29 protein-coding genes and 1 pseudogene are annotated in these 26,821 nt (G+C 67.1%); 19 read left to right on the top strand and 11 right to left on the bottom strand.

The genetic code is table 11. The features are described from left to right. The 3 genes from AZG88_RS08165 to AZG88_RS08155 all read left to right on the top strand — a co-directional run. Nucleotides 1-923 (top strand): 4-hydroxyphenylacetate 3-hydroxylase C-terminal domain-containing protein (locus tag AZG88_RS08165; protein WP_331712251.1); only part of this gene is annotated, 923 nt, incomplete at its 5' end. Between the two features lie 21 nt (nucleotides 924-944). Continuing rightward, entirely contained in the window at nucleotides 945-1,793 is an 849-nt protein-coding gene (catA, locus tag AZG88_RS08160) for a catechol 1,2-dioxygenase (RefSeq protein WP_005251124.1), read from the top strand. 72 nt (nucleotides 1,794-1,865) lie between these two features. Beyond that, nucleotides 1,866-2,660, top strand: a complete 795-nt coding sequence (locus tag AZG88_RS08155) for an alpha/beta fold hydrolase (protein ID WP_061041248.1) — start codon at nucleotides 1,866-1,868, stop codon at nucleotides 2,658-2,660. 4 nt (nucleotides 2,661-2,664) lie between these two features. Here AZG88_RS08155 and AZG88_RS08150 read toward each other — a convergent pair whose 3' ends face one another. The 6 genes from AZG88_RS08150 to AZG88_RS08125 form a co-directional block, all read right to left on the bottom strand. After that, entirely contained in the window at nucleotides 2,665-3,900 is a 1,236-nt protein-coding gene (locus AZG88_RS08150; protein ID WP_061697419.1) for an acetyl-CoA C-acetyltransferase, read from the bottom strand. After that, nucleotides 3,893-5,599 carry an AMP-binding protein gene (locus AZG88_RS08145; protein WP_061697418.1) on the bottom strand — a complete coding sequence of 569 codons (1,707 nt, stop codon included), beginning with the start codon at nucleotides 5,597-5,599 and terminating at the stop codon, nucleotides 3,893-3,895. Before AZG88_RS08145 ends, AZG88_RS08150 begins: the two co-directional genes overlap by 8 nt. Then, nucleotides 5,596-6,444 carry an alpha/beta fold hydrolase gene (locus tag AZG88_RS08140; RefSeq protein ID WP_061697417.1) on the bottom strand — a complete coding sequence of 283 codons (849 nt, stop codon included), beginning with the start codon at nucleotides 6,442-6,444 and terminating at the stop codon, nucleotides 5,596-5,598. The genes AZG88_RS08145 and AZG88_RS08140 overlap by 4 nt, the downstream gene beginning before the upstream one ends. Next, on the bottom strand, nucleotides 6,441-7,247 hold the full coding sequence (locus AZG88_RS08135) for a hypothetical protein (protein ID WP_061697416.1): 807 nt from the start codon (nucleotides 7,245-7,247) through the stop codon (nucleotides 6,441-6,443). The genes AZG88_RS08140 and AZG88_RS08135 overlap by 4 nt, the downstream gene beginning before the upstream one ends. Continuing rightward, the gene (locus AZG88_RS08130) at nucleotides 7,244-8,437 is read right to left on the bottom strand and encodes an acyl-CoA dehydrogenase family protein (protein WP_061697415.1); all 1,194 of its coding nucleotides are present in this window, start codon (nucleotides 8,435-8,437) and stop codon (nucleotides 7,244-7,246) included. Before AZG88_RS08130 ends, AZG88_RS08135 begins: the two co-directional genes overlap by 4 nt. A 136-nt stretch (nucleotides 8,438-8,573) precedes the next feature. Then, entirely contained in the window at nucleotides 8,574-9,179 is a 606-nt protein-coding gene (locus tag AZG88_RS08125; protein WP_061697414.1) for a TetR/AcrR family transcriptional regulator, read from the bottom strand. A gap of 203 nt (nucleotides 9,180-9,382) precedes the next feature. Between AZG88_RS08125 and AZG88_RS08120 the strand changes: the two genes are divergently transcribed. From AZG88_RS08120 to AZG88_RS08090, 7 genes are all read left to right on the top strand, one after another. Further along, nucleotides 9,383-9,862, top strand: coding sequence for a nuclear transport factor 2 family protein (locus AZG88_RS08120; RefSeq protein ID WP_061697413.1), 480 nt, complete (start codon nucleotides 9,383-9,385; stop codon nucleotides 9,860-9,862). Then, nucleotides 9,859-10,212 (top strand): DUF485 domain-containing protein, encoded by a 354-nt coding sequence (locus AZG88_RS08115; RefSeq protein WP_061697412.1) that lies wholly within the window; start codon nucleotides 9,859-9,861, stop codon nucleotides 10,210-10,212. The genes AZG88_RS08120 and AZG88_RS08115 overlap by 4 nt, the downstream gene beginning before the upstream one ends. Next, nucleotides 10,209-11,813, top strand: a complete 1,605-nt coding sequence (locus AZG88_RS08110) for a solute symporter family protein (RefSeq protein WP_061697411.1) — start codon at nucleotides 10,209-10,211, stop codon at nucleotides 11,811-11,813. The genes AZG88_RS08115 and AZG88_RS08110 overlap by 4 nt, the downstream gene beginning before the upstream one ends. 142 nt (nucleotides 11,814-11,955) lie before the next feature. Beyond that, complete coding sequence (locus tag AZG88_RS08105) at nucleotides 11,956-12,426, top strand: nuclear transport factor 2 family protein (protein ID WP_005251099.1); 471 nt, start codon at nucleotides 11,956-11,958, stop codon at nucleotides 12,424-12,426. A 20-nt stretch (nucleotides 12,427-12,446) separates the two neighbouring features. Then, nucleotides 12,447-13,019: a TetR/AcrR family transcriptional regulator gene (locus AZG88_RS08100; RefSeq protein WP_005251097.1), complete on the top strand. Its 573-nt coding sequence runs from the start codon at nucleotides 12,447-12,449 to the stop codon at nucleotides 13,017-13,019. A gap of 41 nt (nucleotides 13,020-13,060) precedes the next feature. Continuing rightward, the gene (locus AZG88_RS08095; RefSeq protein ID WP_005251095.1) at nucleotides 13,061-13,384 is read left to right on the top strand and encodes a putative quinol monooxygenase; all 324 of its coding nucleotides are present in this window, start codon (nucleotides 13,061-13,063) and stop codon (nucleotides 13,382-13,384) included. 52 nt (nucleotides 13,385-13,436) lie between these two features. Then, nucleotides 13,437-14,135, top strand: a complete 699-nt coding sequence (locus tag AZG88_RS08090; RefSeq protein WP_061697410.1) for an HAD family hydrolase — start codon at nucleotides 13,437-13,439, stop codon at nucleotides 14,133-14,135. 32 nt (nucleotides 14,136-14,167) lie between these two features. Here the strand turns inward: AZG88_RS08090 and AZG88_RS08085 are convergent, their stop codons facing one another. Further along, nucleotides 14,168-15,250 (bottom strand): NAD(P)H-dependent amine dehydrogenase family protein, encoded by a 1,083-nt coding sequence (locus AZG88_RS08085; protein ID WP_061697409.1) that lies wholly within the window; start codon nucleotides 15,248-15,250, stop codon nucleotides 14,168-14,170. A gap of 120 nt (nucleotides 15,251-15,370) precedes the next feature. Between AZG88_RS08085 and AZG88_RS08080 the strand changes: the two genes are divergently transcribed. From AZG88_RS08080 to AZG88_RS08055, 6 genes are all read left to right on the top strand, one after another. Continuing rightward, nucleotides 15,371-15,859 (top strand): hypothetical protein, encoded by a 489-nt coding sequence (locus AZG88_RS08080; RefSeq protein ID WP_061697408.1) that lies wholly within the window; start codon nucleotides 15,371-15,373, stop codon nucleotides 15,857-15,859. A 324-nt stretch (nucleotides 15,860-16,183) separates the two neighbouring features. Beyond that, entirely contained in the window at nucleotides 16,184-17,416 is a 1,233-nt protein-coding gene (locus AZG88_RS08075) for an alkane 1-monooxygenase (RefSeq protein WP_061697424.1), read from the top strand. Next, nucleotides 17,416-17,580 (top strand): rubredoxin, encoded by a 165-nt coding sequence (locus AZG88_RS08070; RefSeq protein ID WP_197487797.1) that lies wholly within the window; start codon nucleotides 17,416-17,418, stop codon nucleotides 17,578-17,580. Before AZG88_RS08075 ends, AZG88_RS08070 begins: the two co-directional genes overlap by 1 nt. Nucleotide 17,581: 1 nt before the next feature. Beyond that, entirely contained in the window at nucleotides 17,582-17,767 is a 186-nt protein-coding gene (locus tag AZG88_RS08065) for a rubredoxin (protein WP_061697406.1), read from the top strand. A gap of 5 nt (nucleotides 17,768-17,772) precedes the next feature. Next, nucleotides 17,773-19,038 (top strand): NAD(P)/FAD-dependent oxidoreductase, encoded by a 1,266-nt coding sequence (locus AZG88_RS08060; RefSeq protein ID WP_061041257.1) that lies wholly within the window; start codon nucleotides 17,773-17,775, stop codon nucleotides 19,036-19,038. Nucleotides 19,039-19,048: 10 nt separating this feature from the next. Continuing rightward, nucleotides 19,049-19,696 (top strand): TetR family transcriptional regulator, encoded by a 648-nt coding sequence (locus AZG88_RS08055; protein WP_061697405.1) that lies wholly within the window; start codon nucleotides 19,049-19,051, stop codon nucleotides 19,694-19,696. Here AZG88_RS08055 and AZG88_RS08050 read toward each other — a convergent pair. From AZG88_RS08050 to AZG88_RS08040, 3 genes and pseudogenes are all read right to left on the bottom strand, one after another. After that, complete coding sequence (locus tag AZG88_RS08050) at nucleotides 19,672-20,850, bottom strand: 4-hydroxybenzoate 3-monooxygenase (protein WP_005251081.1); 1,179 nt, start codon at nucleotides 20,848-20,850, stop codon at nucleotides 19,672-19,674. The two genes, AZG88_RS08055 and AZG88_RS08050, sit on opposite strands and share 25 nt — an antisense overlap. A gap of 91 nt (nucleotides 20,851-20,941) precedes the next feature. Next, the gene (locus tag AZG88_RS08045; protein ID WP_005251080.1) at nucleotides 20,942-21,679 is read right to left on the bottom strand and encodes an IclR family transcriptional regulator; all 738 of its coding nucleotides are present in this window, start codon (nucleotides 21,677-21,679) and stop codon (nucleotides 20,942-20,944) included. A 16-nt stretch (nucleotides 21,680-21,695) separates the two neighbouring features. After that, nucleotides 21,696-23,737 (bottom strand): annotated as a pseudogene (locus AZG88_RS08040) (acyltransferase family protein). A gap of 194 nt (nucleotides 23,738-23,931) precedes the next feature. On the opposite strand from AZG88_RS08040, the gene AZG88_RS08035 reads away from it, so the two are divergent. The 3 genes from AZG88_RS08035 (at nucleotide 23,932) to AZG88_RS08025 (ending at nucleotide 26,196) form a co-directional block, all read left to right on the top strand. Next, the gene (locus AZG88_RS08035; RefSeq protein WP_061697404.1) at nucleotides 23,932-25,209 is read left to right on the top strand and encodes an MFS transporter; all 1,278 of its coding nucleotides are present in this window, start codon (nucleotides 23,932-23,934) and stop codon (nucleotides 25,207-25,209) included. Nucleotides 25,210-25,300: 91 nt separating this feature from the next. Beyond that, nucleotides 25,301-25,777 carry a VOC family protein gene (locus tag AZG88_RS08030; RefSeq protein ID WP_061697403.1) on the top strand — a complete coding sequence of 159 codons (477 nt, stop codon included), beginning with the start codon at nucleotides 25,301-25,303 and terminating at the stop codon, nucleotides 25,775-25,777. A 26-nt stretch (nucleotides 25,778-25,803) separates the two neighbouring features. Then, on the top strand, nucleotides 25,804-26,196 hold the full coding sequence (locus AZG88_RS08025) for a VOC family protein (RefSeq protein WP_061041277.1): 393 nt from the start codon (nucleotides 25,804-25,806) through the stop codon (nucleotides 26,194-26,196). Here AZG88_RS08025 and aztA read toward each other — a convergent pair. Next, the gene (aztA, locus tag AZG88_RS08020) at nucleotides 26,177-26,812 is read right to left on the bottom strand and encodes a zinc ABC transporter ATP-binding protein AztA (RefSeq protein ID WP_061697402.1); all 636 of its coding nucleotides are present in this window, start codon (nucleotides 26,810-26,812) and stop codon (nucleotides 26,177-26,179) included. The genes AZG88_RS08025 and aztA overlap by 20 nt on opposite strands. Nucleotides 26,813-26,821 lie beyond the last annotated feature (9 nt).

The raw sequence follows: 26,821 nt of genomic DNA, 5'->3' as shown, positions 1-26,821 counted from the left end.
GCCTGCCGATCAAGAAGAAGCAATTCGCCCTGATCTGCACCGTCCCGATGGACGCGCCGGGCGTGAAGCTGATCTGCCGCACCTCCTACACCCAGCAGGCCGCGGTGATGGGCTCCCCGTTCGACTACCCGCTCTCGTCGCGGATGGACGAGAACGACACCATCTTCATCTTCGACAAGGTGCTGGTGCCGTGGGAGAACGTCTTCATGTACGGCGACGTGGACAAGATCAACGCGTTCTTCCCGCAGTCCGGGTTCCTGCCCCGCTTCACCCTGCAGGGTTGCACCCGCCTGGCGGTGAAACTGGACTTCATCGCCGGGCTGCTGATGAAGGCCCTCGACGCCACCGGGGCGGGCGGGTTCCGTGGGGTGCAGACCCGCGTCGGTGAGGTTATCGGCTGGCGGAACCTGTTCTGGTCGTTGACCGAATCGATGGTCCGCGACCCGGAACCGTGGGTGGGCGACACCGTCATCCCGAAGCTCGAGTACGGGCTGACGTACCGGATGTTCATGCAGCAGGGCTACCCGCGGATCAAGGAGATCATCGAACAGGACGTCGCGTCCGGGCTGATCTACCTGCCGTCCTCGGCCGCCGACTTCAAGAGCCCCGACGTCCGCCCGTACCTGGACAAGTACGTCCGCGGCTCGGAGGGCATGACCGCGGTCGAACGCGTCAAGATCATGAAGGCGCTGTGGGATTCGATCGGCAGCGAATTCGGTGGCCGCCACGAGTTGTACGAGCGGAACTACGCCGGCAACCACGAGGGCGTGAAGGCGGAACTGCTGATGTTCGCCGAGAACCGGGGAACCGTCAGCTCCATGAAGGGTCTGGCCGAGCAGTGCCTGGCCGAGTACGACCTCGACGGGTGGACGGTGCCGGACCTGATCGGCAACGACGACGTGTCCTACTTCGGCCGCAGCTAGCCCCGCAGACCAGGAGAAACCATGACCACCATCGACAGCCCCACCGCGGTCGGCTCCGGCAACGCCGCCACCGACAAGTTCAAGGGCGCCCGATTCACCGCCGACACCTCCCCCGAACGCCTGTCCGCGATCGCCACCGAGGCGCTCGCCGGGCTGAGCGCCCTGATCCACAAGCACGCAGTCACCTACCCGGAGTACCGGGTCCTCAAGCAGTGGCTCATCGATGTCGGGGAGGGCGGCGAGTGGCCGCTGCTGCTCGACGTGTTCGTCGAGCACGACATCGAGGAGGTGAACTCCACCAGGTTCCGGGGCACCAAGGGCAGCATCGAGGGACCGTACTACGTGCCCGGGGCACCGGAACTGCCCGCGCGGTGCACCCTGCCGATGCGCGACGAGGACCGGGCCCACCCCGCGCTTGTCCTCCGCGGCCGGGTGACCGACCTCGACGGGGCCGGCCTCGGCGGCGCCACCATCGAGTTGTGGCACGCCGACGACGAGGGCTACTATTCGCAGTTCGCGCCGCACCTACCGGAATGGAACCTGCGCGGCACCATCGTCACCGACCCGGAGGGGCGGTACGAGATCACCACCATCGAGCCTGCCCCGTACCAGATCCCGACCGACGGCCCGACCGGTCAGTTCATCGAGGGGGCCGGCTGGCACCCGTGGCGGCCGGCGCACCTGCACCTGCGGGTGACGTCCCCGGGCAAGCAGCCGATCATCACCCAACTGTACTTCGCCGGCGGAGACTGGATCGACGACGACGTCGCCACCGCAACGAAACCCGAACTCCTCCTCGATCCGCAACTCGACGACGCCGGGCGTAAGGTTGTCAGCTACGACTTCGCGCTCGATCCCGCCGCGGACTGAGACACCCACCATCCCCCGGGCGACGCGAAAGATCGTGTCGCCCGGGGGATCGACGTTTGTGGAGGAATCATCATGCCGAGCACATCACCGGCGCGGACAACGGAATTCGTGCACACCGCGACGGCCGTGATCGAGGTCGTCGTCGAGGGCAGCGGTCCGTCGGTCATCCTGCTCCCTTCGCTCGGACGCGAGTCGTACGACTACGACGACGTCGCGAGTGGACTCGCGCAGAACGGGTTCCGGGTCTCCCGACCACAGCCGCGCGGCATCGGCCGGAGCACGGGACCACTGGAGAACATCACGTTGCACGACCTGGCCGCAGATATCGGAGCGGTGATCGAGGCGCAGGACAACGGTGCGGCCGTCGTGGTCGGTCATGCCTTCGGGCACTACGTGGCACGAATGCTCGCCGCCGAGCGGCCCGGCCTGGTGCGCGGCGTCGTCGTTGCTGCGGCGGGTGCCCGCAACTACCCGGCCGCACTGACGGCGCTGGCAGTCAAATGCTCCGATTCGTCACTGCCCGAGGAAGAGCGGATCGGCTACCTGCAGATCGGATTCTTCGCCCCCGGCAACGATCCGAGGGAGTGGCTCACCGGTTGGTATCCGGAGGTGTCGAAGCGGCAGCTCGCCGCCTCGTCCGCCACACCCAAGGAGGAGTGGTGGGATGTCGCGCACCAGCCGATCCTGGACCTGCAGTCCGCTCTCGACCCGTTCCGTCCGCGTGAGACGGAGAACGAATTGCGGGATCGGTTCGGCGAGTTGGTCACCGTGACCGTCGTCCCGAATGCGAGCCATGCGCTCATGCCGGAAGCGCCCGCACAGGTTGTGCGGGCGCTCACCGACTGGATTCGGGCTCTCGACAGCTGAGCTGTCAGGCCCTTTCGAAGATCGCGGTCAGTCCCTGGCCACCGCCGATGCACATCGTCTCGAGGCCGTAACGGACTCCGCGACGGTCCATCTCGCGCAGCAGTGTGGTGAGGATCCGGACTCCCGTGGCGCCGACGGGGTGCCCGAGCGAGATTCCCGAGCCGTTGACATTGGTGCGGTCGAAATCCTGTGCACCGAAGTTCCATTCGCGCGTGACAGCCAGCGCCTGTGCCGCAAAGGCCTCGTTCAGTTCGATGAGGTCGATATCGGCGAGCGTCAGCCCGGCGCGTTTCAGGGCCCGTTCGGTGGACGGCACCGGTCCGATACCCATCTCGGACGGCTCCACCCCCGCGACCGCCCAGGTGACCAGGCGTGCGAGGGGCCGGAGCCCCAGACGCTCCGCCTGCGCCCGGGTGGTGACGAGGCATGCTGCCGCACCGTCGTTCTGTCCGCTGGCGTTGCCGGCGGTGACGGTCGCGTCGGGGTCGGTGCCGCCCATGATGGGCCGCAACCGAGCGAGCGACTCGATCGTCGTGTCGGCACGGGGGTGCTCGTCCCGATCGACGACCTGCGGATCACCCTTCCGAACAGGAACTTCCACCGGCACGATCTCCTCGGCGAACTTGCCCGAGTCGATCGCGGCGACCGCCCGCTGGTGGGAACTCACCGCGAGCTCGTCCTGCTCTCGACGGCTGATGCCGTACGTGCGGCGCAGGTTCTCCGCCGTCTCGAGCATGCCGCCCGGCACCGGATAATTGCGTCCGCCTGCGGTGACACGACCGCGGGCGAGCCTGTCGTGGAGTGCTGCCGGTGCACCGTTGGCTCCCCAGCGCATCGATTCGGTGTAGTACTCGGCGCGGCTCATCGATTCCACGCCGCCGGCGATCACCAGTTCGGCGATCCCCGTCTGCACCCGCATCGCCGCGTCGAGCACGGCCTGCAGACCGGATCCGCAACGACGGTCGAGTTGCTGACCGGGAACCGTCACCGGCATTCCCGCGTCCAGGGCCACGACGCGGCCGATGGCAGGCGCCTCACCGTTCGGGTAGCACTGACCGAAGATCACGTCGTCGACGCGGCCCGGATCCACCGTCGTCCGCGCGAGCAGTTCGGATACCACCCGAGCGCCGAGGTCGGCGGCGGGCACGTCCTTGAACTGCCCGCCGTATCGGCCGACGGGGGTGCGCAGGGGCTCGCAGACGACGACGTCGTCCGCCTGGGCATTCGTATTTTCAGGCACTGCGGAAATCCCTTTCGTGATCGGTCCAGCGCTGCGCCCATTCACGCAGTTCGACCGCTCGGATCTTGGCTCCGTTGCCGCCCACGGTGGTCGGCATTTCCTCGATCACGTGCACCGCGGCCGGAACCTTGAACGCCGCCAGAGACTCTGCGCACCAGGCCTTGAGCTCGGCGGCGCCGGCCGACGCACCGTCGGTAGGGACGACGAACGCCACGGCCTCCGTGTATCCGCCGGTGCCGGTGACGCCCACGACCTTCGTCAGGTGGACGGCGTCGTGATCGGCCAACCGGTGCTCGATCTCCGCGGGGTCCACCAGGAACCCGCGTAGCCGAAGCACGTCCCCCATTCGGCATACATACGTATAGCCTCCGTCGCCGGTCGCGACCGCCAGGTCGCCGCTGCGGAACCACCCGTCCCTCGTGAACGCCCGTGCGGCCGCATCCGGATTGCCGAGATAGGCGTCGACGACGTTCGGTCCGCGCACCTGGAGCTCACCCTGCTCACCCTCCGGAAGGACGGAGTCGTCGAGCGGGTCGACGATGCGAACCTCGATGCCGGGTTCGACCGGACGCCCACCGCCGTTCCAGCGCAGGGATTCCGGGTCCGCGGCATTCCACAGCAGCATCAGGGCGAACACCTCGGACGACCCGAAGACGCCCGTGGTGACGGCGCCGAATTCGTCACGCACCCACGCCGCCACCTCGTGCGACCGGCCGAGGAAGTCGGCGATCCCGAGGCGCTTCAACGACGACAGGTCGACACGGTCACCCCCCTGCCACGTGTCGTGGAGCCGGGTGAAGAGATCGTCGCCGCCGACCACGTGCGTGACCTTCAGCGACTCCATCCGGGCCAGCGTGACCGCGGCGTCGAAGACGGGTTCCATCAGCAGCGTTCCACCGCCCGCGAGAGTGGCCAGAGCAGTGGAGTATCCGAACACCCCGGACACCGGCAGCACGCACAGGGTGACGTCTCCCGGTTCGACGGCGAGGACGACGGCGTCGGCTCGCGCGTGCCGGACCACCGCCGATTCGCGATGGGCTGCGAGTTTGGGAACACCGGTGGATCCGGACGTCGTGAACGCGACTGCGAGCACGTCGTCCGGGGCAGCCCGCTCGCCCGCCGCGGTGATGGTCGCCGTGTCGGGTGTATCCGGCACCTGGACGGTGCCGGTGTCCGCGCTGCCCGCTGTCCAGGCGCCACCGCCGAGGTCGAATCGCGCCGGGTCGGGGGCGTCGCCCGTCGTTCCGGGACCGTGTACGACGGCGACTGCCGGTGCCGGGAGGTCGAGGGAGTGCTGTGCCTCTTCGAGTCGTCCGAACAGGTCGAGACCGTGGAAGTGGTCGGCCACGGCCACCACCGCGGGACGCGCCGAGGTGAGGATGTGTGCGATCTCGTGCGTGTTGTAGCGGGTGTTGACGCCGATGACGTGTGCGCCCACGGCGGACGCGGCGAGTTGCCAGACGATCGCGTCCGACCAGTTCGGCAGCAGGACGGCCACACACTGGCCGCGCCGGACGCCGACGCGCAGGAGTTCAGACTTCAGGGCGTCGGCGCGGGCACGGAGTTCGGTGCGGCTGGTGACGATCGGCTCGCCGTCGACGACGTCGAGGGCGGCGGCGGCACCCGGGTCTGCGGTCACGAGCTCGTCGAGCAGCGAGGCGAGTGTGTCACGACGTGTCGCCGTGTCGTGCGCCGTCACGAGAGCACCACCGCCGCACGCAGTTCGGTCAACCACTCGTCCGCCACCGAGGCGAAGTCGTCGATCTCCTCCATCGGGTAGTGGCCGATACCCTCGAGCAGGGTGAACGACGCAAGTCCGGGACGGGCCGCGTCGAGCGCCGAGACGGTCTGCTCGACGCGTCCGGCGTCGATCCACGGGTCCTGCGCTCCGGCGACGAGCCTGAGAGGGCAGGTGATCTCGGCGATTCGGTCGCGCACGTCGTGCGTCCCCCAGCCGATCAGGTCGGACGACGAGATCTCCGGGTCCTCGCGTTTGTGCATCGTGGCGATCAGGTGCGCCTTCGCCTCGGGCACGGCATGTCCGACGGAGGCGAGCGTGCCCAGGTAGGTGCGGTCGGCACGGCTTGGCCCGGCGACATCCTCGAGTTCGCGGCGCAGCCCACCCACGTTGACGCGGCCGGGACCGGCCTCCGCTGCCATCGCGATCGCTCCGGCCAGCGGCCTCGACGACCGCGTGGCGAGCTCGAGTGTCAGTTTGCCACCAATGGAACACCCGACGACGAAGGGTCGTTCGACGGCGAGCGCATCGAGGACCTTCCCGAGCCAGTCTCCGAACGTGACGATACTGGTGACGGGACCGTCGACCGCGGGCTCGGAACGTCCGTGCCCCGGAAGGTCGGGGACGATCACCCGGTAGCCCCGGCCTGCCAGTTCGGACGCGACGTGCCGCCACTGGACTCCGCTCTGGCCTGCGGTGTGCAGGCACAGAACGGTGGGCACGTCGGTATCCGGGTGATTGTCGGGGGTGATGATCTCGACGAAGCCGAGCGCTCCGTCGATCTCCAGGTATCGGGCCTCGATCATGGCCGGGCCTCCCTTCCGCACGTGAGTGGCAAAGTGTGCCCCGACACGCTTTGCCACTCACGTGCGGCGCTGCGGGCGTGGGCGATGATGATGTCGAGTGGTTTTGTGAGGCGCAGGTACTCGTACCCGTCACCGCTGGAGGAGAATTCACCACTGATGGCGCGGCGCATGAACTCGTTCCGTTCGGCGAACACCAGGTCGACCCAGGTGACGGCCGGAGCGATGAGCGTGAACGTGGCCCCACCCGGGACGCGGCGGGCGACGTCGATGATCGTTCCGCGGTAGATCCGCAGCTGCAGTTCGCGGGCCCGGCCCGAGGAGTCGGTGCAACGCAGGCCCACGGTGCCGTCCCACGTCGACAGTGAGGACGCGAAGGCTGTATCGGTGGAGAGGGATTCGCGGAGACGCTCTCCCCAGGCCGGTGTGCAGAAGTCGACAGCGGGATCGAATCGAACGTCGGACGGTTCGGGCGAACGCCACGTCTCGATTCCCTCCTCGCGAATCGACCCGGCCTCGTCGACGAGCCGCACGTGGCGATCGAACACGGCTCCGGTCTCGGACTGTTCGATGCGCGTGACGACGGACTCGGCGTGGACGACGACGTCGTCCGCCACCGCGGACTGCGAATTCCATTGCAGCCCCGTCCGGGTGGCACCGGACGTGGCCGGAGCGAGCACTCCCGCCACGGCGATTCCCGTCAACGACGCCTCCGGCAGTGACAGTCCGAGTTCGGAGACGCGCCGGGCGTCGCTCACGCTGCGATCGCCGACCGCAAAGCACCGGTGCTTCGTGAGTGTGCTCATTCGCCCGCCCTTCCCAGGAGTTCGTCGGAGATGATCCGCATCTGGATCTCGCTGGTGCCCTCGAAGATCTTCGTCAACCGCGCATCACGCCAATGCCGCTCCACCTGGAAGTCGGTGGTGTACCCGGCGCCGCCGTGAATCTGCACCGCCTCACTGGTCACCCGCTCGGCCATCTCCGTCGCCACCAGCTTGCACATCGACGCCTCCAGCGAACACCGCCGGCCGGTGTCGATATCGGTGGCCACCGAATACATCAACTGCCGGGCCGCCTCGATGTCGGCGGCCATCGCCGCGACCTTGAACCGCAGATGCTGAAAATCGGCCAACTCGTGCCCGAACTGCCGGCGGGTGTGCAGATACGCGATCGAATCCTCCAACGCCCCCCGCGCCAGACCGATCGCCCGGGCCGCGGTATGCGCCCGCCCCACCTCCAGACCGGACACCGCCAGGTAGAAACCCTTGCCCTCCGCACCGAGCATGGCCGTGGCCGGCACCCGGAAATTGTCGAACGACAGCTCCCACGTGCTCCACCCGAAATACCCGATCTTGCGGATCTTCGTCCCACTGATCCCCTCGGGGAACCCGCCGCGCTGCTTGTCGATCAGGAACGCGCTGATCCCCCGGTGCGGCTTCGCCGGATCCTTGTTCGGGTCGGTGCGCGCGAACAACACCAGGTAGTCGGCCTCGTCGGCGTACGTACACCACATCTTGGTGCCGCTGATCACCCACTCGTCACCGTCGCGGGTCGCACGGCAGGAAATGTTCGCCACATCGGAGCCGGCCTCGGCCTCCGACAGGGCATACGCGCCGAGGTACTCACCGCGGGCGACCTTCGGCAGCAACGCCGCCTCCTGCTCCGGGGTGAACCCGCCGCCCATCCCGTTGCCGCGGGCCAGCAGCCCGGACACGCTCATCCACGCCCGCGACAGCTCCTCGGCGACCAGGCAGTACTCGAACACGCCGAGACCGAGACCGCCGTGCTCCTCGGGGATCATGATCCCGAAGAACCCGACCTCGGCCATCGCCTTCTTCACCGTGTCCGGGATGGCGCCCTGCACCGGGTCGAGTTCGTTGGCGACCGGGAGCACCTGCTTCATCGCGAACTCGCGAGCCAGGTCGCGGATCGCCACCCGATCCTCGGTCAGATACCGCGGCGAGTCGGTACGCGGCTGTGACGGCCGGTGAGTCATGGACACTCCTCATCCACTCGAACTACGGGGCGCGTGACTCGGGGGAACTCGCGGTTCCACACCCGGATCACATTAACGCTTGTTCACCCAGTAGAGCACGGACGGGAACGCACCGTCAATGCCGAATCTCCCTGATTCAGGCGGGACGGTATCCGACCAGGTTGAGCGCATAGACGCCGTACGAGTCCGCGACCGCCTGCGCGGACAACGGTCCGTCCGGGCGGTACCAGAGCGCGATTCCCGCGCACATGGTGAGCACGGCAGTCACCGCCTGGTGAACATGGGGGACGTCGAAGTCGCCGCCGGCCACACCCGCCTCCGCTATGGTGACGAACAGGTGCTCCTGCGCGTCGCGCGAGCCCACGACCCGCTTGCGGTCCACCTCGTCGAGGTACCGCAGTTCGGTGTTCGCCACCAGGCAGGCTTGCTGGTTGCGGGCGGTGTACAGCGAATGCGCGACCACCGCGGCCGTCCACTGCTCCGCCGGTGCGGACCCTGCCCTCCGCAGGGCGGTCCGGGTGGCGGTGAACTGCTCGTCACTGGCCGACCGCAGAATCTCGACCAGGAGCTCGTCCTTGTCCTCGAAATGGTTGTACACGTTGGCGGCGCTGCAGCCAGCACGTTTGGCGATGGTGCGCATGGTCGCCGCGTGAAAGCCGGCGGTATAGAACTCCTCCAGCGCCGCGTCCAGGATCCGCTGCCGGACGGAGGGAATCACTGCACCGTTTGACCGAGTGTTCATCCCTCGGAGGGTAGGTGCCGTGCGAGGCGCGGGCAATACACCCTGCAGAAAGTGCAGCTCACCAGCCTTCACGCACGTCGAAGGGGGTGAACGGCGCACGGTGTTGACCGACGATAGCGGGTCCGTTATGGTCCAGATCACGTGAACGGTTGTTAATTGCCGATTCGCGCATTCCGCTCCTCACACCGTGGAGGTATGCCACCTTGAGCACCCTCGAAGAACGAATCCGCCACCTCGAAGACCTGGAGGCCATCCGGTACCTCGACGCGCAGTACTGCCGCCATCTCGACGACGGCAACTGGGACGCCCTGATGGATCTGTTCACCGACGACGGCGAATTCGACGGGCTGTCCCACCCGAAGGGCAAGAGCGAGATGCGGGCGTTCTTCGCCGGCCTCGCACCCGCCGGGCTCACCGCGTTCTGGCACTTCATCACCAACCTGGAGATCGACCTCGACGGCGATCGCGCCACCGTCCGCTCGTTCCTCTGGCAGCCCTGCGTATCCGACGGCAACGCCTCGATCGCCGCCGGCCGCTACACGGACGAGGCCGTCAAAGTCGACGGCCGCTGGCTGTACCGCGTCAAGCAGGTGCGCTTCCACTACTTCGGTCCGCTCACGGAGGGCTGGGACGAGAACCAGTTCGCCCTCGACTCGGCGCGACGTGCGGCGGTGAACGCGTGACAACCGAGTCCCCCACCACCGCGGCGAGCGCAGCCGTCTGGTCACCGATTCTCGCGTTGCCGGAGTTCGTCGAACTGCGGCGACGACGGCGGGCCGTCACCACCGGACTCGGCCTGATCGCGATCGTGCTGTTCTCCGGGTTTCTCGTCGGATTCGCCTTCTTCCCCGAACCCCTCGGCAACAACACGGCATTCGGCATTCCACTGTCGCTGTGGGTGGTGTTCTCCCAGTTCGCCGGCACCTGGGTGCTCGTGTACGCGTACTTCCGACTCTCCCGCACCTTCATCCAACCCGCCGCCGATGCCGCCGTCCGGGCCATCGCGCAACGTGATCAGGAGCGTGCCTCGTGACCGGCGACGCCGATTTCCTCGCCATCGGCATCTGTGCCGCCGTCATCTCGCTCACCCTGTGGGTGACGTTCGCCGCATCGCGCCGAAGCCGTAGCGCCACCGGATTCTTCGCTGCGGGACGCTCGATCACCGGCTGGCAGAACGGTTTCGCGATCGCCGGCGAATTCATTTCCGCCGGTAGCTTTCTGGGCACCACGGGCTTGATCTTCTACAAGGGCGTCGACGGCGCCGTCATTCTGTGCACGTCGGTGGTCTCCTTCCTCCCCGTCCTCTTCCTTCTCGCCGAGAAGATGCGGAACGTCGGAAAGTTCACGCTCGCCGATGTTCTGGTGTTCCGGACCGGTGCACGTCGCGTCCGGGTGGTGGTTGCGCTCAGCACCATCGTCACCGGCACGTTCGTGTTGCTCGCGCAGCTCGTGGCGGCGGGTGTCCTGCTCGAGTCCGTCTCGGGGATCCCGTTCGGCCTGTCCGTCGTGGTGGCCGGATCACTCATGGGCATCTACGTCTTCGTCGGCGGAATGCTGGCGACCACGTGGGTTCAGGTGATCAAGTCGTCCATCCTGTCGATCCTGGCGATCGTGGTGTGCCTCGGGATCCTCGCGAAGTTCGGCTTCAGCATCCCCGGCATGCTCGGGGCGGCAACCTCGAACGCCGCGGCCGGAGATGCGATCCTCTCGCCGGGCCTGATCTTCGGGCAGACCGGTGCGATCAACCTGATCTCGTACTCCCTGGCGTTCGCGCTCGGCACGGCCGGCATGGCCCACATCCTGATTCGCTTCTTCACCGTCCCCGAGGCCGCGACGGCACGAAAGTCGCTGGGCTGGACCGTCGCGCTGTGCAGCATCTTCTATCTGATCGTCATCGTGATGGGCTTCGGCACCGCAGCACTTCTCGGTCCCGACGGGGCGGATCGCGTCGGCGCCGGCGGCAATCTCGCGGCACCCACGCTGGTCACGGAACTCGGCGGAGGCGTCGGCACCATCGGTGGTTCGATCGCGCTGGCCATGGTGGCTGCCGTCGCGTTCGCGAGCATCGTCGCCGTCGTCGCGGGCGTCGTGATCTCGGCTGCGGGAACGTTCGCCCACGACGTGTGGCCCACCCTCATCCGCCCGAAGTCCGCCGACGCCGGCACGGAGACGGCGGATGCCCGCGAGGCGAAGGTCGCCCGGTACGCGGCGGTCGCGTTCAGCGTCGCCGCGATCGGACTGACGATGGCGATCGGCGACACTACAAATATCACCTACTTCATGGGTATGGCCTTCATGGTCGCCGGCAGTGCGCACCTGCCCAGCCTGCTGCTCAGTCTCAACTGGCGGCGGTTCAACAGCACAGGCGCGGTGTGGGGCATCTCGGTCGGACTGGCATCCACCGTGGTCAGCCTGATGTTCACGGAGGCGCTCTGGCTGGGAAGTGGCCCGGCGCCGCTGACCATTCAGTTGCCGGTGATCATCACGATGCCGCTCGGGTTGGCCGCTGCCGTGATCGGCTCGTTCGCCGCCGAACGCCGTCACGGAGGTTCGGCCGATCGGGACGAGAAGTTCGCCGAGATGCTGGTGCGCGCCGAAACCGGCATCGGCGCGGAACTCGCCGAAACGCACTAGGTTTCACACTCGACCGATGCCCTCTCCGTCACGGCGGGGGCATCGGCCGCGAGGCGTGTGCGGCGCGACCCTGGACAGCGCTTGTACCTATCGGTACAGTCTGTACTGAAAGGTACAAGACCCTCCCGGAGGAGCGCTCACCATGTCCGTTCGACCACCCGTCCCACCGTTCACGCGCGACACCGCGATCTCGAAGGTTCGCGCCGCCGAGGACGGCTGGAATTCCCGCAATCCCGAGAAGGTCGCGCAGGCTTACACCGAGGACAGTTGGTGGCGCAATAGGTCCACCTTTCTGCAGGGGCGCCGCGAGATCGTCGACTTCCTCGCCGGGAAGTGGGACCGCGAGCTGGAATACCGTCTGATCAAGGAGCTGTGGGCGCACGACGGGAATCGGATCGCGGTCCGGTTCGCGTACGAGTTCCACGACACCGACGGGCAGTGGTTCCGCGCGTACGGCAACGAGAACTGGCAGTTCGACGACAACGGTCTGATGCGGTGGCGTCACGCCAGCATCAACGACGTGCCGATCGACGAATCCGACCGCACATTCTTCTGGGACATGTCCGGCGTGCGGCCGTCCGATCATCCCGGGCTGAGCGATCTCGGCCTCTGACCGGCACACGAGGAGTAGTCATGCCCCGAGCAGTAGCCGAGCGCGGCGACGTCGTCCCCGTGCTGGCCGAGGTGTTCCGATCCCACGGGTTCGACGGCGCGAGCCTGGCCGTCATCACCGAGCACACCGGGCTCGGGAAAGGAAGCCTGTACAACTTCTTCCCCCGCGGCAAGGACGAGATGGCCGAGGCAGTCCTCGACGAGGTCGACGCCTGGTTCCAGACCGCCGTGTACCGGCGGCTGCGTGAGCCCGAGCCCGCCGCTATCCGTCTCGAGCGGATGTTCGACGAGGTCGAGACGTACTTCCGGTCGGGCCGCCGAATCTGCCTGTTCGGCGCGTTCGCGCTCGGCCTCGAACGTGATCGCTTCGCCCACCGGGTCCGCGCCTACTTCACCGACTGGGTCGATTCGCTCGCCGGCGCTCTCGCCGACGCCGGCCACGGCACGCAGTCACGTCCACTCGCCGAGGAGGTCGTCGCGGGAATCCAGGGCGCGCTGGTCCTCGCGCGTGCCCTGGACGACCCCGGCAGCTTCACGCGCATCCTCACCCGGCTCCGCCGCTCGGTCGAGGATCCCACGCAGCCGCGCGCGTAGGATTCGTCACGGAATGCGGGAACTCGAGAAGTGAGGCAGCCGTGATCTTCATCGTCGTCAACTTCACCGTGAAACCGGACCACACGGACGGCTGGCTCGACCTGGTGCAGCCGTTCACCGACGCGACCCGAAACGAACCGGGCAACCTGTGGTTCTACTGGTCGCGTGCGGTGGAAGACCCGAACTTGTATGTCCTCGTCGAAGCGTTCCGTGACGACGACGCCGCCGTCGCCCACGTGCAGAGCGAGCACTTCCAGAACGCCTTGCGCGAGTTGAAACCCGCCCTCGCGCAGACACCTCGGATCATCAACACCAAGATCGACGGCACCGAGTGGTCGCTGATGGGCGAACTCGAAGTCGACTGACCCCGTCCGGCTTCACGCTGAAGTCGCGTGCACCGCGCGTTAGCCTGGAAACGTGGCTTCCGATCTCACCGAATTCGACGCAGTGATCTTCGACTTCTCCGGCACGCTGTTCCGGCTGGAGGAGGACGACAGCTGGATGGCCGACCTCACCGATCACGACGGTGAACCGTTCGACCTCCACCAGCAGGCCGAGTTGATGCGGCGCATGACGGCGCCGGTCGGCCAGACCGTCGAGATGGATGCCGCCGAGCACCACGCGTGGACCAACCGCGACCTCGACCCTCGGTTCCACCGGCAGGCGTACCTCGACGTTCTGCGCAAGTCCGGGGTCGCACACGAGGACCAGGCGGTCGGGCTGTACGAGCGGGTCATCGACCCGGGATGCTGGAGCGCATACCCCGACACCGCGGAAGTGCTTGCGTCACTGAAGGACCGTGGAATCAAGGTCGCGGTGCTGAGCAACATCGCGTTCGACATAAGGCCCGCGTTCGCGGATCTGGGAGTCGAGCATCTCGTCGATGCGTTCGTGCTGTCGTTCGAGGTGGGTGCGATCAAACCGGACCCGAAGATCTTCGAGCACGCTCTCGCCGCACTCGGTTCCGAGCCCGAACGTACTCTGATGATCGGCGACAGCGAGGAAGCCGACGGTGCGGCACGAAAGGTGGGCTGCGCGTTCGCACTCGTCGAACCCGTTCCCCTCGCGGAGCGCCCCAACGGCCTCCGAAATGCGCTCAGTGCCTTCGGCCTGTGAGTACTTATTAACCACGGGCGGTTAATAAGTACTCACGGGTGCGAAGCGCATAATCCGCGGCCGGTGACGAGAGGCAGATCGAGTGCGGTCACCAGCCCCGGCTTCGCCTCGACCACCGCGTGCACCGAATTCACCAGCCGCATCGCGGTGACGATCATCCCCGACACGTTGTGGTCGCCGTTTTCGCCGTGGTGGTTGAACTCGACGGTCATCATCGGCTCGCCCGTGATGTCGATGCGGTAGCACCCGTCGCCGCGGGTCGGTTTCGGCCAGTCCGGTTTCTGTTCGGGGTGGGTGCGGGTGACGTGCTCGAGGACCACACGCGGCACCCCGTCGACCGTGCCGACGACTTCGAACCGGACCGCCGCCACCGTTCCCTTCGCGATGTGGCACGACAGAATGTCCAGATCCTCCTCGGCGGGGATGCGTTCGAACTTCTCCACCAGCGGTTCGTCGAGCGTGAGGTCCAGTCCCGCGGCGATCTGGCGGACGACGCTCCCCCACGCCAGCGACAGCACGCCCGGCTGGAACAGCATCGGCACCTCCTCGACGGGTTTTCCGAAACCGAAGATCTCACTCATCACCACCGGCTGGTAGTAGGTGGAGTAGTCGGCGATCTCGGCGCAGCGCACCTCGTCGATCCGCTGCGACAGGCTCGTCATGGCCAGCGGCAGAACGTCGTTCGCGAACCCGGGGTCGATGCCGTTCACGTGGAGGCTCGCGTCTCCCTGCTCGCCGGCGCGGCGGATGCGGTCGACGAGTTCGTCCGGGACCACACCGATCGGGTACTGCAACAGAACAGGTCCCGAGGACACGACGTTGATGCCCGCCTCGAGGAAGGAGATCAGGTCCTCGATGGCGTCGAAGATACGGTCGTCCGTCATCGCGGTGTGCACGATGCAGTCCGGCTTCAGGGCGAGAAGTGCTGCTTTGTCGTCGGTCGCCGCCACGCCGAGTTCTCTTCCGAGACCGGCCAGCTCCCCGGCGTCCTTCCCGACCTTCTCCGGATTGGACACCCACACGCCGACCAGTTCGAGGTCGTCGCGGGCGTCGATCCCTGCGATGGCGTGACGCCCGACCGTACCGGTGGACCATTCGACGACGCGGTATCTCATGAGTTCTCTCCGAGTTCCAGAAGTAGCACCCCTCCCGCGAATGTAACAGGTTCTAGTTTACCGGGTGGACGATTGCCGAAGAGTGCTATCGCGGTTCGGCGTCAGGGAGAATCCATACGTATGACACCCACCGACGTCTACCGCGCACCGATGCGTTCCCGTCGCGACGAAGTGGACCCAGGGCTCGCGGTGCAGCGCGCGCTCGCCATGGACGTGTGTGGAATCGGCGGGTTGCTGGCCCCACCTCCCGTCGATCTGAGTGAGGCGCTCGACGCGACCGAGCGCACCTACGGTGATCCGGCCGCGCGCCGGCTCGAACGCTTCACGCAGGTGCTGGACGGATCGTTCGTCTGGTCGCGTGACGCCGACGGGCTCTACCTCCTCGGCCGGATCGACGGTCCGTGGCGCTACGACTCGAGCCCGGAGGCCGCGGCTGTGGATCTGGTGCACCTCCGAGACTGCGAGTGGCTCGACGTACCCGTCGCCGAGCTCGACGTACCGCCCGCGACCGTGCACACCTTCGCCCGCGGTGGCCGCAACTTCCAGCGGACCCACCACCCTGACATCGCCGAGCAGACGCGGCGGGTATGGGACCGCGGAAGGCGGTGAAATGCTTCGCCCGTGAGTACTTATTAACCGCCCGTGGTTAATAAGTACTCACAGGCGGAGCTACCAGCGGTACCCGAGCAGGCCCAGGACGAATTCGAGCCAGTCGGGAAGTCCGGGGTCTCGGAACATCGACGGCCTCCTCAGCACGGTGTAACGGTGTCGACCTGTCTATCGGCAGCGAAGACCCCGGCGTTAATGCACGGCATCCTGTCAGATTTACAAATCTCTATTTTTGTCTAGACGCTGGATCTAAGTCCGTGTACTGTCCAAATGAGAGTGAGCTGGTTCATACCGGCACGGCTACTGGACGAGGAGGTTCGGATCGTGACGACGTCGAATATCGGCAGGATGACGGGAGAGGCGCCACCGGAAGCGTGGCGTGACCGCAAGCGCTACCTGTGGTTGATGGGACTGATTCCCCCGACCGCACTGTTCCTTGCTGCGGGTCTCGTGTGGGCCTTCAACCAACTGGGATGGTCGGCGGCAGCACCGGTGTGGTGGTGGATCGGCGCCCTACTGCTGTTCGGACTGCTCCCCCTCCTCGACAGGTTCTTCGGGCCCGACGGCCAGAACCCTCCCGAGGAAGTGATGGAACAGCTCGAGAACGACAGGTACTACCGGTACTGCACGTACGTGTTCATCCCGTTCCAGCTGGCGAGCCTCGTCTTCGCGTGCTACCTCTGGTCGGCGGACAATCTCTCCTGGCTCGGCATCGACGGCGGCCTCGGACTGGCGTCGAAGATCGGCGTCGCGTTCAGCGTCGCCGTCATGGGCGGCATCGGCATCAACACCGCACACGAGATGGGTCACAAGAAGACCGAACTCGAACGGTGGCTGGCCAAGATCACTCTCGCGCAGACCTTCTACGGCCACTTCTACATCGAGCACAACCGGGGCCACCACGTCCGAGTCGCCACACCGGAGGACCCGGCGAGTTCACGATTCGGAGAAAGCTTCTGGACCTTCCTGCCCCGCAGCGTCTGGGGAAGCCTGACGTCGTCCTGGGAGCTCGAGAAGACGCGGATGCAGCGACTCGGCAAGAGCACCTGGAGCATTCACAACGACGTGCTCAATGCCTGGCTCATGTCGGTGGTGCTGTTCGGTGCGCTCATCGCCATCTTCGGTCCGGTCGTCATCCCGTTCCTGATCATTCAGGCCGTCTACGGATTCTCCCTCCTCGAGACGGTCAACTACCTCGAGCACTACGGCTTGATGCGTCAGAAGACCGCCAGCGGCCGCTACGAGCGATGCGCTCCCGCACACAGCTGGAACTCCGACCACATCGTCACCAACATCTTCCTGTACCACCTGCAGCGCCACAGCGACCATCACGCGAACCCGACCAGGCGCTACCAGACGCTCCGGAGCATGGACGGCGCCCCCAACCTGCCCAGTGGCTACGCCAGCATGATTACGCTCGCGTACTTCCCGCCGCTCTGGCGCAAGGTGATGGATCACCGCGTGCTCGACCACTACGACGGCGACATCACCCGGGTGAACATCCAACCCGGCAAGCGCGAGAAGGTGCTGGCCAAGTACAGCGGCGGAGTTCTGTGATGGCCTACCAGTGCCCGGTCTGCGACTACGTCTACGACGAGGCGTCCGGCGCACCGCGTGAGGGATTCCCCGCCGGCACCGCGTGGGCCGATGTGCCCGACGACTGGTGCTGCCCCGACTGCGGGGTCCGCGAAAAGATCGATTTCGACCCGAAGGTGGCGTGACATGAGTACCGATTTCAAGCTTTACCGCTGCGTCCAATGCGGATTCGAGTACGACGAGGCCCAGGGCTGGCCGGAGGACGGCATCGAGCCCGGCACCAGGTGGGACGACATTCCCGAGGACTGGTCGTGCCCCGACTGCGGGGCCGCCAAGGCGGACTTCGACATGGTCGAGGTCAGCCGGGCGTGAGCGCAATGCCGATTCACTCCACGGAACTGTCGACGGTGGTCATCGTCGGGTCCGGTATCGCAGGGGCGAGCGCCGCGCTGACGCTCCGGTCGGAAGGCTTCACCGGGCGCGTCGTCGTGATCGGAGACGAACCCGCACCGCCCTATCGGCGTCCGACGGTGTCGAAAGACTTCCTGTCGGGTGCAACGGCGGCGGAGAAGACCGCACTGAAGCCGGACTCTTTCTGGAACGAGAGAGATATCGAATTGATCACCGGTGCAACGGCAGTCGAACTCGACACCAGGCGGAAGTTGCTGACGCTCTCCTCCGGAGAGACCCTGTCGTACAGTGCTCTGCTGCTCGCGACCGGCGGCCGGGCCCGAAGACTCGACGGTCTCTCCGGTGCGCACGTCTTCACTCTGCGGTCGATGGCCGACGCCGATTCCCTTCGCGAGTCGATTCGACGCACCGGTTCCCTGCTCGTGATCGGCGGGGGTCTCATCGGATGCGAGGTCGCGGCCACGGCGCGGTCGCTCGGCGCGGAGGTCACCGTCCTCGAACGCGACCCGTCGCTCCTCAGTCGAATTGTGCCCCCGGACATCTCGACGATGATCGCTTCGCTGCACTCCGAGAACGACGTCGACGTCTGCACGGATGTCGCACTGTCGTCGCTCGACGTGAGCGACGACGGCTCCGCCCGCGCCACCGCGGACGACGGTCGCAGCTGGAGTGCCGGCACCGTCCTCGTGTCGGTCGGCACCGTCCCCGAGGTGACGCTCGCGGTCGCGGCGGGACTGCGCGTCCACAACGGCATCACCGTCGATGGGCAGTTTCGCACCTCGGCCGACGGCGTCTACGCAGCCGGAGACGCGGCCAATATCCCCGGTGCGCGTGACTCCGAGCGCTACCGCTCCGAACATTGGAACGGCGCTCAGGCCCAGGGGATTGCCGCCGCGCATTCCATCCTCGGAAAGCCCACGCCGTTCACCGACGTTCCCTGGGGGTGGTCCACGCAGTACGGCCACACCGTGCAGTTCGCCGGCGCGACCCGGTTCGACGACGACTTCGTGACCCGCGGTTCGATCGACGATCGCGATTTCACAGCGGTCGCAGTGCGTGAGGACACGCCGGTCGGGGTCATCGCCGTGGGCCGCCCGAAAGACCTCCGTACCGTGCGCACGATGATCGCCCGGGGCGGCACCGTCGACCGTGCCGCATTGGCGGACGAGTCGGTTGCTCTGACCGACGTGCTCGCCGACGAGCGGGAAGGCCGGGTCGCGGCCGCCCGCTAGCATCGAGGTCATGTCCGCAGACGACCGCACCGAGCGACAGAGTCGATACCGGCTGGCCGCAACGTCGCTGATGCGGGAGACAACCCTCGATGCGCTTCGGGAACTGTTGCTCGAACGTCCGTGGCCGACAATCACCATGACCGATGTCGCGGTCGCCGCGGGGCTGAGCAGGCAGACGATCTACAAAGAGTTCCGATCGCGGCGCGGGTTGGCGGAGGGGTACGCACTTCGGCTGACCGACAGCCTCGTCACCGTCATCGAATCCGCTCTGTACGAGAACCCCGGCGACGCGACAACTGCTCTGCGGGAAGGTTATGCGACGTTCTTCGAACTCAGCGGAGCCGATCCCCTGGTGATGTCGCTGCACCAGGGGAAGGCACCCGAAGATCTGCTGCGCCTGATCACGACGGACAGCAACATCATCATCCGCCCCGCGGCCGATCGGCTCGCACAGACGCTGCAACGGTCGTGGGTGAACTCGTCCCCGGACGACGCGGACATCATCGCGCACGCCATCGTCCGGCTCGCGCTGAGTTTCATCGCCAACCCACCCGAGGACACCGCGGCGGCGTCGGCGAACACCGCCCGGCTCTTCGCCCCGTTCGTTGCGGCTCCGCCACCCGTGAAGGGGTGTCAGCCCAACGGGGTGCCGACATAGTTCTCGGCGATGAGGGTGCGGCCGGCGACGGAGCGGGTGACCATGTCGAGTTCGGCGACCTGCCGCTTGTGACCGAATCCGGTGTCGTCGGGGAGTCGGTGCAGCATCGAGGACATCCACCAGGAGAAGTGCTGGGTCCGCCACACGCGCGGGAGGACACTGTCGGTGTAGCCCTCGAGCCCGGCCCGACTGCGGGTGGCGAAGTATTCGGCCATCGCCTTGGACAGGAAGTAGACGTCGGCGATCGCCAGGTTCATGCCCTTGGCGCCGGTGGGGGGCACGGTATGGGCGGCGTCGCCGGCGAGGAAGAGGTTGCCGTGCTGCATGGGTTCGCACACGAAGCTGCGGAACTGCAGGATCGACTTCTGGAAGATCTTGCCGTCCTTGATCTCCGCGCCCTCGCCGTCGACGCGGGCGTGCAGTTCCGACCAGATGCGGTCGTCGGACCAGTTGTCGACGGAGTCGTCCGGGTCGACCTGCAGATAGTGCCGCTGGACCTCCGGTGTGCGGGTGCTGATGAGCGCGAAGCCGCGCGGGTGGTTGGCGTAGATCAGTTCCTCGGACGACGGCGGGGCCTCGGCGAGGATGCCGAACCAGGCGAACGGGTATTGGCGGAAGTGGTCGGTGCGCACGGTGGTCTCGGGGATGAGACCGCGAGTCGAGGTCCGCGAGCCGTCACAGCCGGCGACGAGCGCGCAGGTGAGCGTCTGCTCGTTGCCGTCGGCGTCGAGGTAGGTGATCTTCGGGTTGTCGGACGTGTGGTCATGAACCTGCACGTCGGAGACGCCGAAGCGGATGTCGCCGTCGTCTTCGAGACGCCGGGCGATGAGGTCCTTCAGGACCTCGTGCTGCGGGTAGACGGTGACGGCGCGGCCGTTCGTCAGTTCGTCGAAGTCGATGCGGTGGCCGCGGCCGCCGAACCGCAATTCGATGCCGTGGTGGGTGAGTCCTTCACGCTTGACGCGGTCGCCGAGTCCGGTGTCGACCATCAGGTCGACGGTGTTCTGTTCGAGCACACCGGCCCGGATCGTGCCCTCCACCTCCTCGCGGGTTCGGTTTTCGAGCACGACGGAATCGATGCCCTTCAGGTGCAGGAGATGGGACAGCATCAGTCCTGCGGGACCCCCGCCGACGATCCCGACCTGTGTGTTCATGAGCAGACTCCTCGCGTAGTTCGAGACACCAGTCACTGTGCTGCCCGACGTGTGATCGCAACACCCCCTCTTTCACTGAGTGAAAGACGAGCTATGCGACGCCGCGGGAAATGCCGCGCGCGGCCGCCCGCACCGCCGGGATCAGGGGCGCGGGATCCTTTTCCGCCGGAACCACGACGGACACCGCAGCCACCACCTCACCCGTCGACCGCGACACCGGCGCGGCCACGGCCAGCGTCCCGACGTTGAGGTGTTCGCGGCACGTGACCCAGCCGGTCCGGCGGATGTCGTCGAGGGTGCTGCGCAGGCGATGTTCGGTGGTGATGGTCGACGGCGTGAAGCGTTCGAGGCCCGCCGCGAGAACCTCGTCGAGCAGGACTTTGCCGCCGAACGCCAGCAGCACCAGGCCGCCGCTCGACGCGTGCAGCGGCAGCCGGCCGCCGGCCCTCCCGACGACGGTCACGGCACCGCGCGCCGACAACCGTTCGATGTAGAGCGCCTCGAGATCCTCCCGGACCACGAGTTGCACGTTCTCGCGCGTCGCCTCGTACAGGTCCTCGAGGTACGGCAACGCCACCTGCCGCAATCCGTGGGCGCGGGGCGCGAGCGCACCCAACTCCCACAGCCGCACCCCGATCTCGTAGTGCCCGTCGTCGACGCGTTCGAGCGCGCCGTTGTCAACCAGTTGACGGCACAGCCGGTGCACCGTCGGCAGCGGCAGTCCGGTGCGCCGGCTCAGCTCCGACTGCGACAGACGAGGACGCTCCGAGGTGAACGAACCCAGCACCAGGAAGGCGCGTCCCAGCATGCTGCGGTCGTCTTCGGACATGCCGCCAGTATCCCGGTCACCACCAGCGGGTGGCCATGCCGATCTGCCGGTCGAGTTCGGGGACGAGGCTCCGGACGTATGTCGCCGAGAGGTGATGCGAATCGTGGTACACGAGGATGTTTCCCTGCACCGCACGGCAGATCGCCACGTCACACACGGCGTCCGTGAGGTCGAGCGGATGCACCGACGGCAGGTCGCGGGCCGCCTCGAGCGTCGGGTTGTCCGGGTCCAGCACGTCGTCCCGGGGCATCCCGCAACTTTCGGCGTCGCCGCCGTCGGCGAGGCAGTCGACGACCGAATACGGCACGCCGTCGTTGTGCAGCCACGGCGTGTCGCGGATGCCGAGGAACGGGAGCCCGAAGTCCGCCAGCCGCGCCCACAGGCCCACGTAGTCGTCGGGGGTGACGTCGCCGGCGCCCTCCTCGTTGGGACGCGAGGACGTCGAGAACACCCAGTCCGGTCGGTGATCACGGAGCCGGTCGAGGACGTCGCGGGACCAGTCGCCGCAGTCGGGATACGGCTCACCGGCGAGCAGCGGAACGTCCGCGACGGTCAACGGGCACCCCATCTTGAGGTACGTCTCGACGCGGATGCCGCGCTGTTGCCCGATGCGATCGAGCGCGGGCACCCAGTGCTCGGCGTGCGAACTGCCCACCACGGCGATCGTCCGGTCCGCGGTGAGGTCGCCGTACACGCAGGTGACGACGTCGCGGGTGCTCAGATCGGAGATGCAGCCGTCGAGGGTCGGCTGCGGAAGATCTCCCGACGCCTCGAGCAGGGTGGGTCGCATGTCCGTGCGCGGCGCGAACGCGCCGTCGGTCAACGACGCCGCGCCCGGGTACAGCCACGGGNNCGGACCAGATACACGTGCCAGCCGGACGCGGTCCCCACCACGGCGACGCCGAGGATCGCGACCAGCGCGGTCAGCGCTCGCCTCGGCCGGGCCGACCCGGTCTGGAACCGCGCTTCGACCAGCCGCCGGGTGAGCCACGCCAGCACCAGCGACACGACGATCACCGCGAGTCCGACGAGCGCTCCGACCGCGGGCCGCTCCCGCCACGTGAGGTAGAAGATGAGGATCGGCCAGTGCCACAGGTACAGCGAATACGCCAGGCCACCGAGTTCGACGAACGGCCGGGACGCCATCATCGTCACGATCCCCGGCTGCTCGGACGGGCCTGCGCCCGCGAGGATCAGCGCCACCGCCGCACCGACCGGGATCAGGGCCACCGGACCGGGAAACAGGGCGGCGCCGTCGACGAGGAACCCACACCCGAGGACCAGGGCGAACCCCGACACCGCGAGGACGGTCCGCGACCACCCGGGTAGCGCGACCCGGTGCACGACGAGCGCGAGCAGCGCCCCCGCGAGCAGCTCCCACAGTCGCGCGAACGTGTCGAAGTACGCCCACGACTGCCGGTCCTGCGACAGCACGGCCGCGTAGGCGAACGACGCCACCAACCCGAGAACGAGGACACCGCCGAGCACGGGCCGGAGGAGGTCCGGTCGGCCGCGACGACGGCACGTCCGCGCGATCCCGGCCACCACCGCGAGGGCGAGCAGATAGAACTGACCCTGCACGGACATCGACCACAGATGCTGGAGCGGACTGACCGACGCGTCGGCGGCGGCGTAGTCGGATGCCGTCCGGGCCAGCTGCCAGTTCTGCACATACAGCAGTGACGCGAGGAGTTGGTCCGCGATCCCCGACCACTGCGTGAACGGCCGCTGGATCACGGTCACGACCGCGGTCGCGGCCGACACCACCACGAGCGCGGGCAGCAGCCGGCGGGCGGTGCGCCGCAGGACGGCGGGTATCGACGGACCCGAGTCCGCCCCGGCGCGTCGCACGAGCATGCCCGTGAAGAAGAACCCGGAGAGGACCAGGAAGATGTCGACGCCGCCGGACACCCGCCCGAACCACACGTGATAAACCACGACCAGCGCGATCGCGATTCCGCGCAGTCCGTCGAGGTCGTACCGGTAACCGCCCGCAACCGACGGTGGCGCCGCGGCGTGGCTCGGACGGCTCGCAGCCACCTGGGGGTTGAGTCTCACAATCCGTCCTGGCTCATCGATTCGGTACCCGATCGATTATCCACACCGGGTTTACCAGTTCTTGACCTGCCGGGGTGTGGAGTAGCCGATGTTTGACAGGCAACTATGGCGCGCCACACAATAAGTCCGCGTATAGAACTAGGGTTCGCATCGCGAACACCCCGCGCACATCACCACCGAATGTCGAGGACATCATGCCCACTTCCCAACGAAGCGCCGTCCGCGCCTCCACCGCCCTCTGGGTCGCGCCCCTCTGCTGGGTAGCCGTGCTGCTCGACGGCTTCGACCTGGTGGTCCTCGGCGCCGTCATCCCTTCACTCCTCGACTACGAGGACTGGGGTCTGACCACCGGAACGATCACATTCATCTCGACATTCGGCCTGGTCGGCATGACCATTGGCGCACTGGTCATCGGCACGCTCACCGACGTCATCGGACGCCGGCGAGCCCTCCTGTATGCCGTTGCGGCGTTCTCCGTTCTCACACTCCTCTGCGCGGTGGCGCCCAACCCGTTCTTCTTCGGATTGTTCCGCTTCCTCGCGGGAGTCGGACTCGGCGGCGCACTGCCGACAGCACTGGCCCTGGTCAACGAATTCTCGAAGAGGCAGGGCGGCGGCTCCGCGTCGACGCTGCTGATGACCGGATATCACGTGGGTGCCGTCGCAACCGCTGCGCTGGCGATCGTGCTGATCGAACCGTTCGGCTGGCGTTCGATGTTCGTCGTCGGCGCCCTGCCCGCCGTGGTCCTGATTCCGCTGATGCTGCGCTACCTCCCCGAGTCCCCCTCGTACCTGCTGGCGCACGGCAAGCGCGCCGAGGCCGAGGCCGTCGCGAAGCAGTACGGCCTGGAACTGGAAGCGGCACCCGCCGACGACGCTCCCGTCGCGGCCTCGGCGAACCCGGTGCGCGCCCTGTTCTCGCGTCCGTTCCTGCGCAACAGCATCGCCATCTGGGTCACCTCGTTCATGGGACTGCTACTCGTCTACGGCCTCAACACGTGGCTGCCGACGATCATGCGTGAGGCGGGCTACAACCTCGGCGCGTCGCTGACGTTCCTGCTGATCCTCAACGCGGGCGCGGTGGTCGGCCTGCTGATCGCGGGCGGCGTCGCCAACAAGATCGGCCCGCGCACGGCGGCCATCATCTGGTTCGCGGGCGCCGCGGTGTTCCTCGCCCTGCTCAGCGTCAAGGTGTCGTTCGGCATCTACGCCCTGGTGTTCCTCGCCGGCTGCTTCGTGTTCAGCGCACAGGTCCTCGTCTACGCGTTCACGAGCGCCAACCACCCGCCGCAGATCCGCGCGACCGCGCTCGGCTGGTCGGCCGGTGTGGGCCGGGTCGGCGCGATCTGCGGACCGATCCTCGGCGGCGTCCTGCTGGGCGCCGGCTACGCCGTCCCGTGGGGCTTCTACGCATTCGCCCTGGTAGGGCTGTTCGGAGCGATCGCCATCTCCTCCACCCGGACGGTGCGCTGAACTCCTGACAGCCGTTCGATGAGTTTCGGGCGTGGGCGCGGTCTATATCGGCGAGGATGAATCGACGAGGACCTGCGAGAGGAACTGCGCCATGAAACCGATCACCCCCTGCCTCTGGTTCGACACCGAAGGTGAAGAGGCCGCGAAGTTCTACACGTCCCTGTTTCCGAATTCGCGGATCACGGAGGTCACCCACTACGGTCCGAACACTCCCGGGCCGGAGGGGGCGGTGTTGACGGTGTCCTTCGAGATCAACGGGCAGCCGTTCATCGCGCTCAACGGCGGCCCGCAGTTCACGTTCGACGAGGCCATCTCTTTCGAGATCCTCTGTAAGGATCAGGCGGAAGTGGACCGGTACTGGGACGCCCTCACCGGCGACGGCGGCGAGGAAAGCCAATGCGGTTGGGTCAAGGATCGTTTCGGCGTCTCCTGGCAGGTGGTCCCCGAGCGGCTGTACGAACTCATGCGCGACCCGGACACCGAGAAGGCGCAGCGCGCCATGCAGGCCATGCTGAAGATGCGCAAACTCGACGTCGCCGAACTCGAGAAGGCGTTCGAGCAGGCGTGACGCCTGCCGACGAGGAGGTGGACGGCATGACCGAGGACGGCAAGACGCACATCAACGGAGTGCACACGGTGGCGGTCCCCGTCACCGATCAGGATCGGGCGCTCGAATTCTATGTGGGCACACTTGGTTTCGAACGTCGCATGGATGCGGAGTTCAGCCCCGGACAGCGGTGGGTGGAGGTGGCGCCACCGGGATCGGCGACGTCGATCGCGCTCGTACCTGCACGCGACGGCGTCCCCGCGGGCGTCGAGACCGGTATCCGCCTCACCACCTCGGACGCCGACGCCGACCATGCGACGCTGTCGGCGAACGGCGTCGACGTGGACGCGGAGGTCATGCGGATGGGCGACTACGTGCCGCCCATGTTCTACTTCCGAGATCCGGACGGCAACAAGCTCGTCATCGTCGAAGTGGGGTGAGCTGCACTCCCGACGACAGGGTCAGCACCTGGTCGGCGCGTTCCGCGTCGCGGGGTTCGTGCGTGGCCACGACGACGATCGCACCCCGCGCCGCCTCTTCGCCGACGACGTCGCCGATCACCGCGCGGGCCTCCGCGTCGAGACCGGTGGTGGGCTCGTCGAGGAGCAGCAGGTCGCCGCGTTGCACGAGCGCCTGGGCAAGCAGGGCGCGTTGACGCTGGCCGCCCGACAGTGCGCCGATCCGCCGCCGGCCGAGATCCGCGAGACCGAGCCTGTTCAGCGCATTGTCGACGGCGTCTCGGTCGCCGGGAGTGAGCCGCCGCCACAATCCACGTCGGTGCCAGGCCCCCATGGCCGCCACCTCGCGCACGGTCAGCGGTAGCTGATCGCTCACCGCATTGCGTTGCGGCACATATGCCGTTCCCAACCCCTTCATGCCGTCGATCCGTCCCGTCGTCGGTCGCGCGATGCCCGCGAGGCACTGCAGGAGCGTCGACTTCCCTGAACCGTTGTGCCCCACGACGGCGGTGACGGTACCCGGTGCGAGCCGCACGCTCACACCGTTCAAGGCCGGGGTCGGGCCATACCGGACCGCGATTTCGCTTACGACAATCATTATCGTTAG

This window comes from Rhodococcus sp. LB1, assembly GCF_001583455.1.
GTDB lineage: Bacteria > Actinomycetota > Actinomycetes > Mycobacteriales > Mycobacteriaceae > Rhodococcus_F > Rhodococcus_F opacus.
Note: the sequence above shows the minus strand (reverse complement) of the source record. Positions and strands in the feature narration are given on the sequence as shown.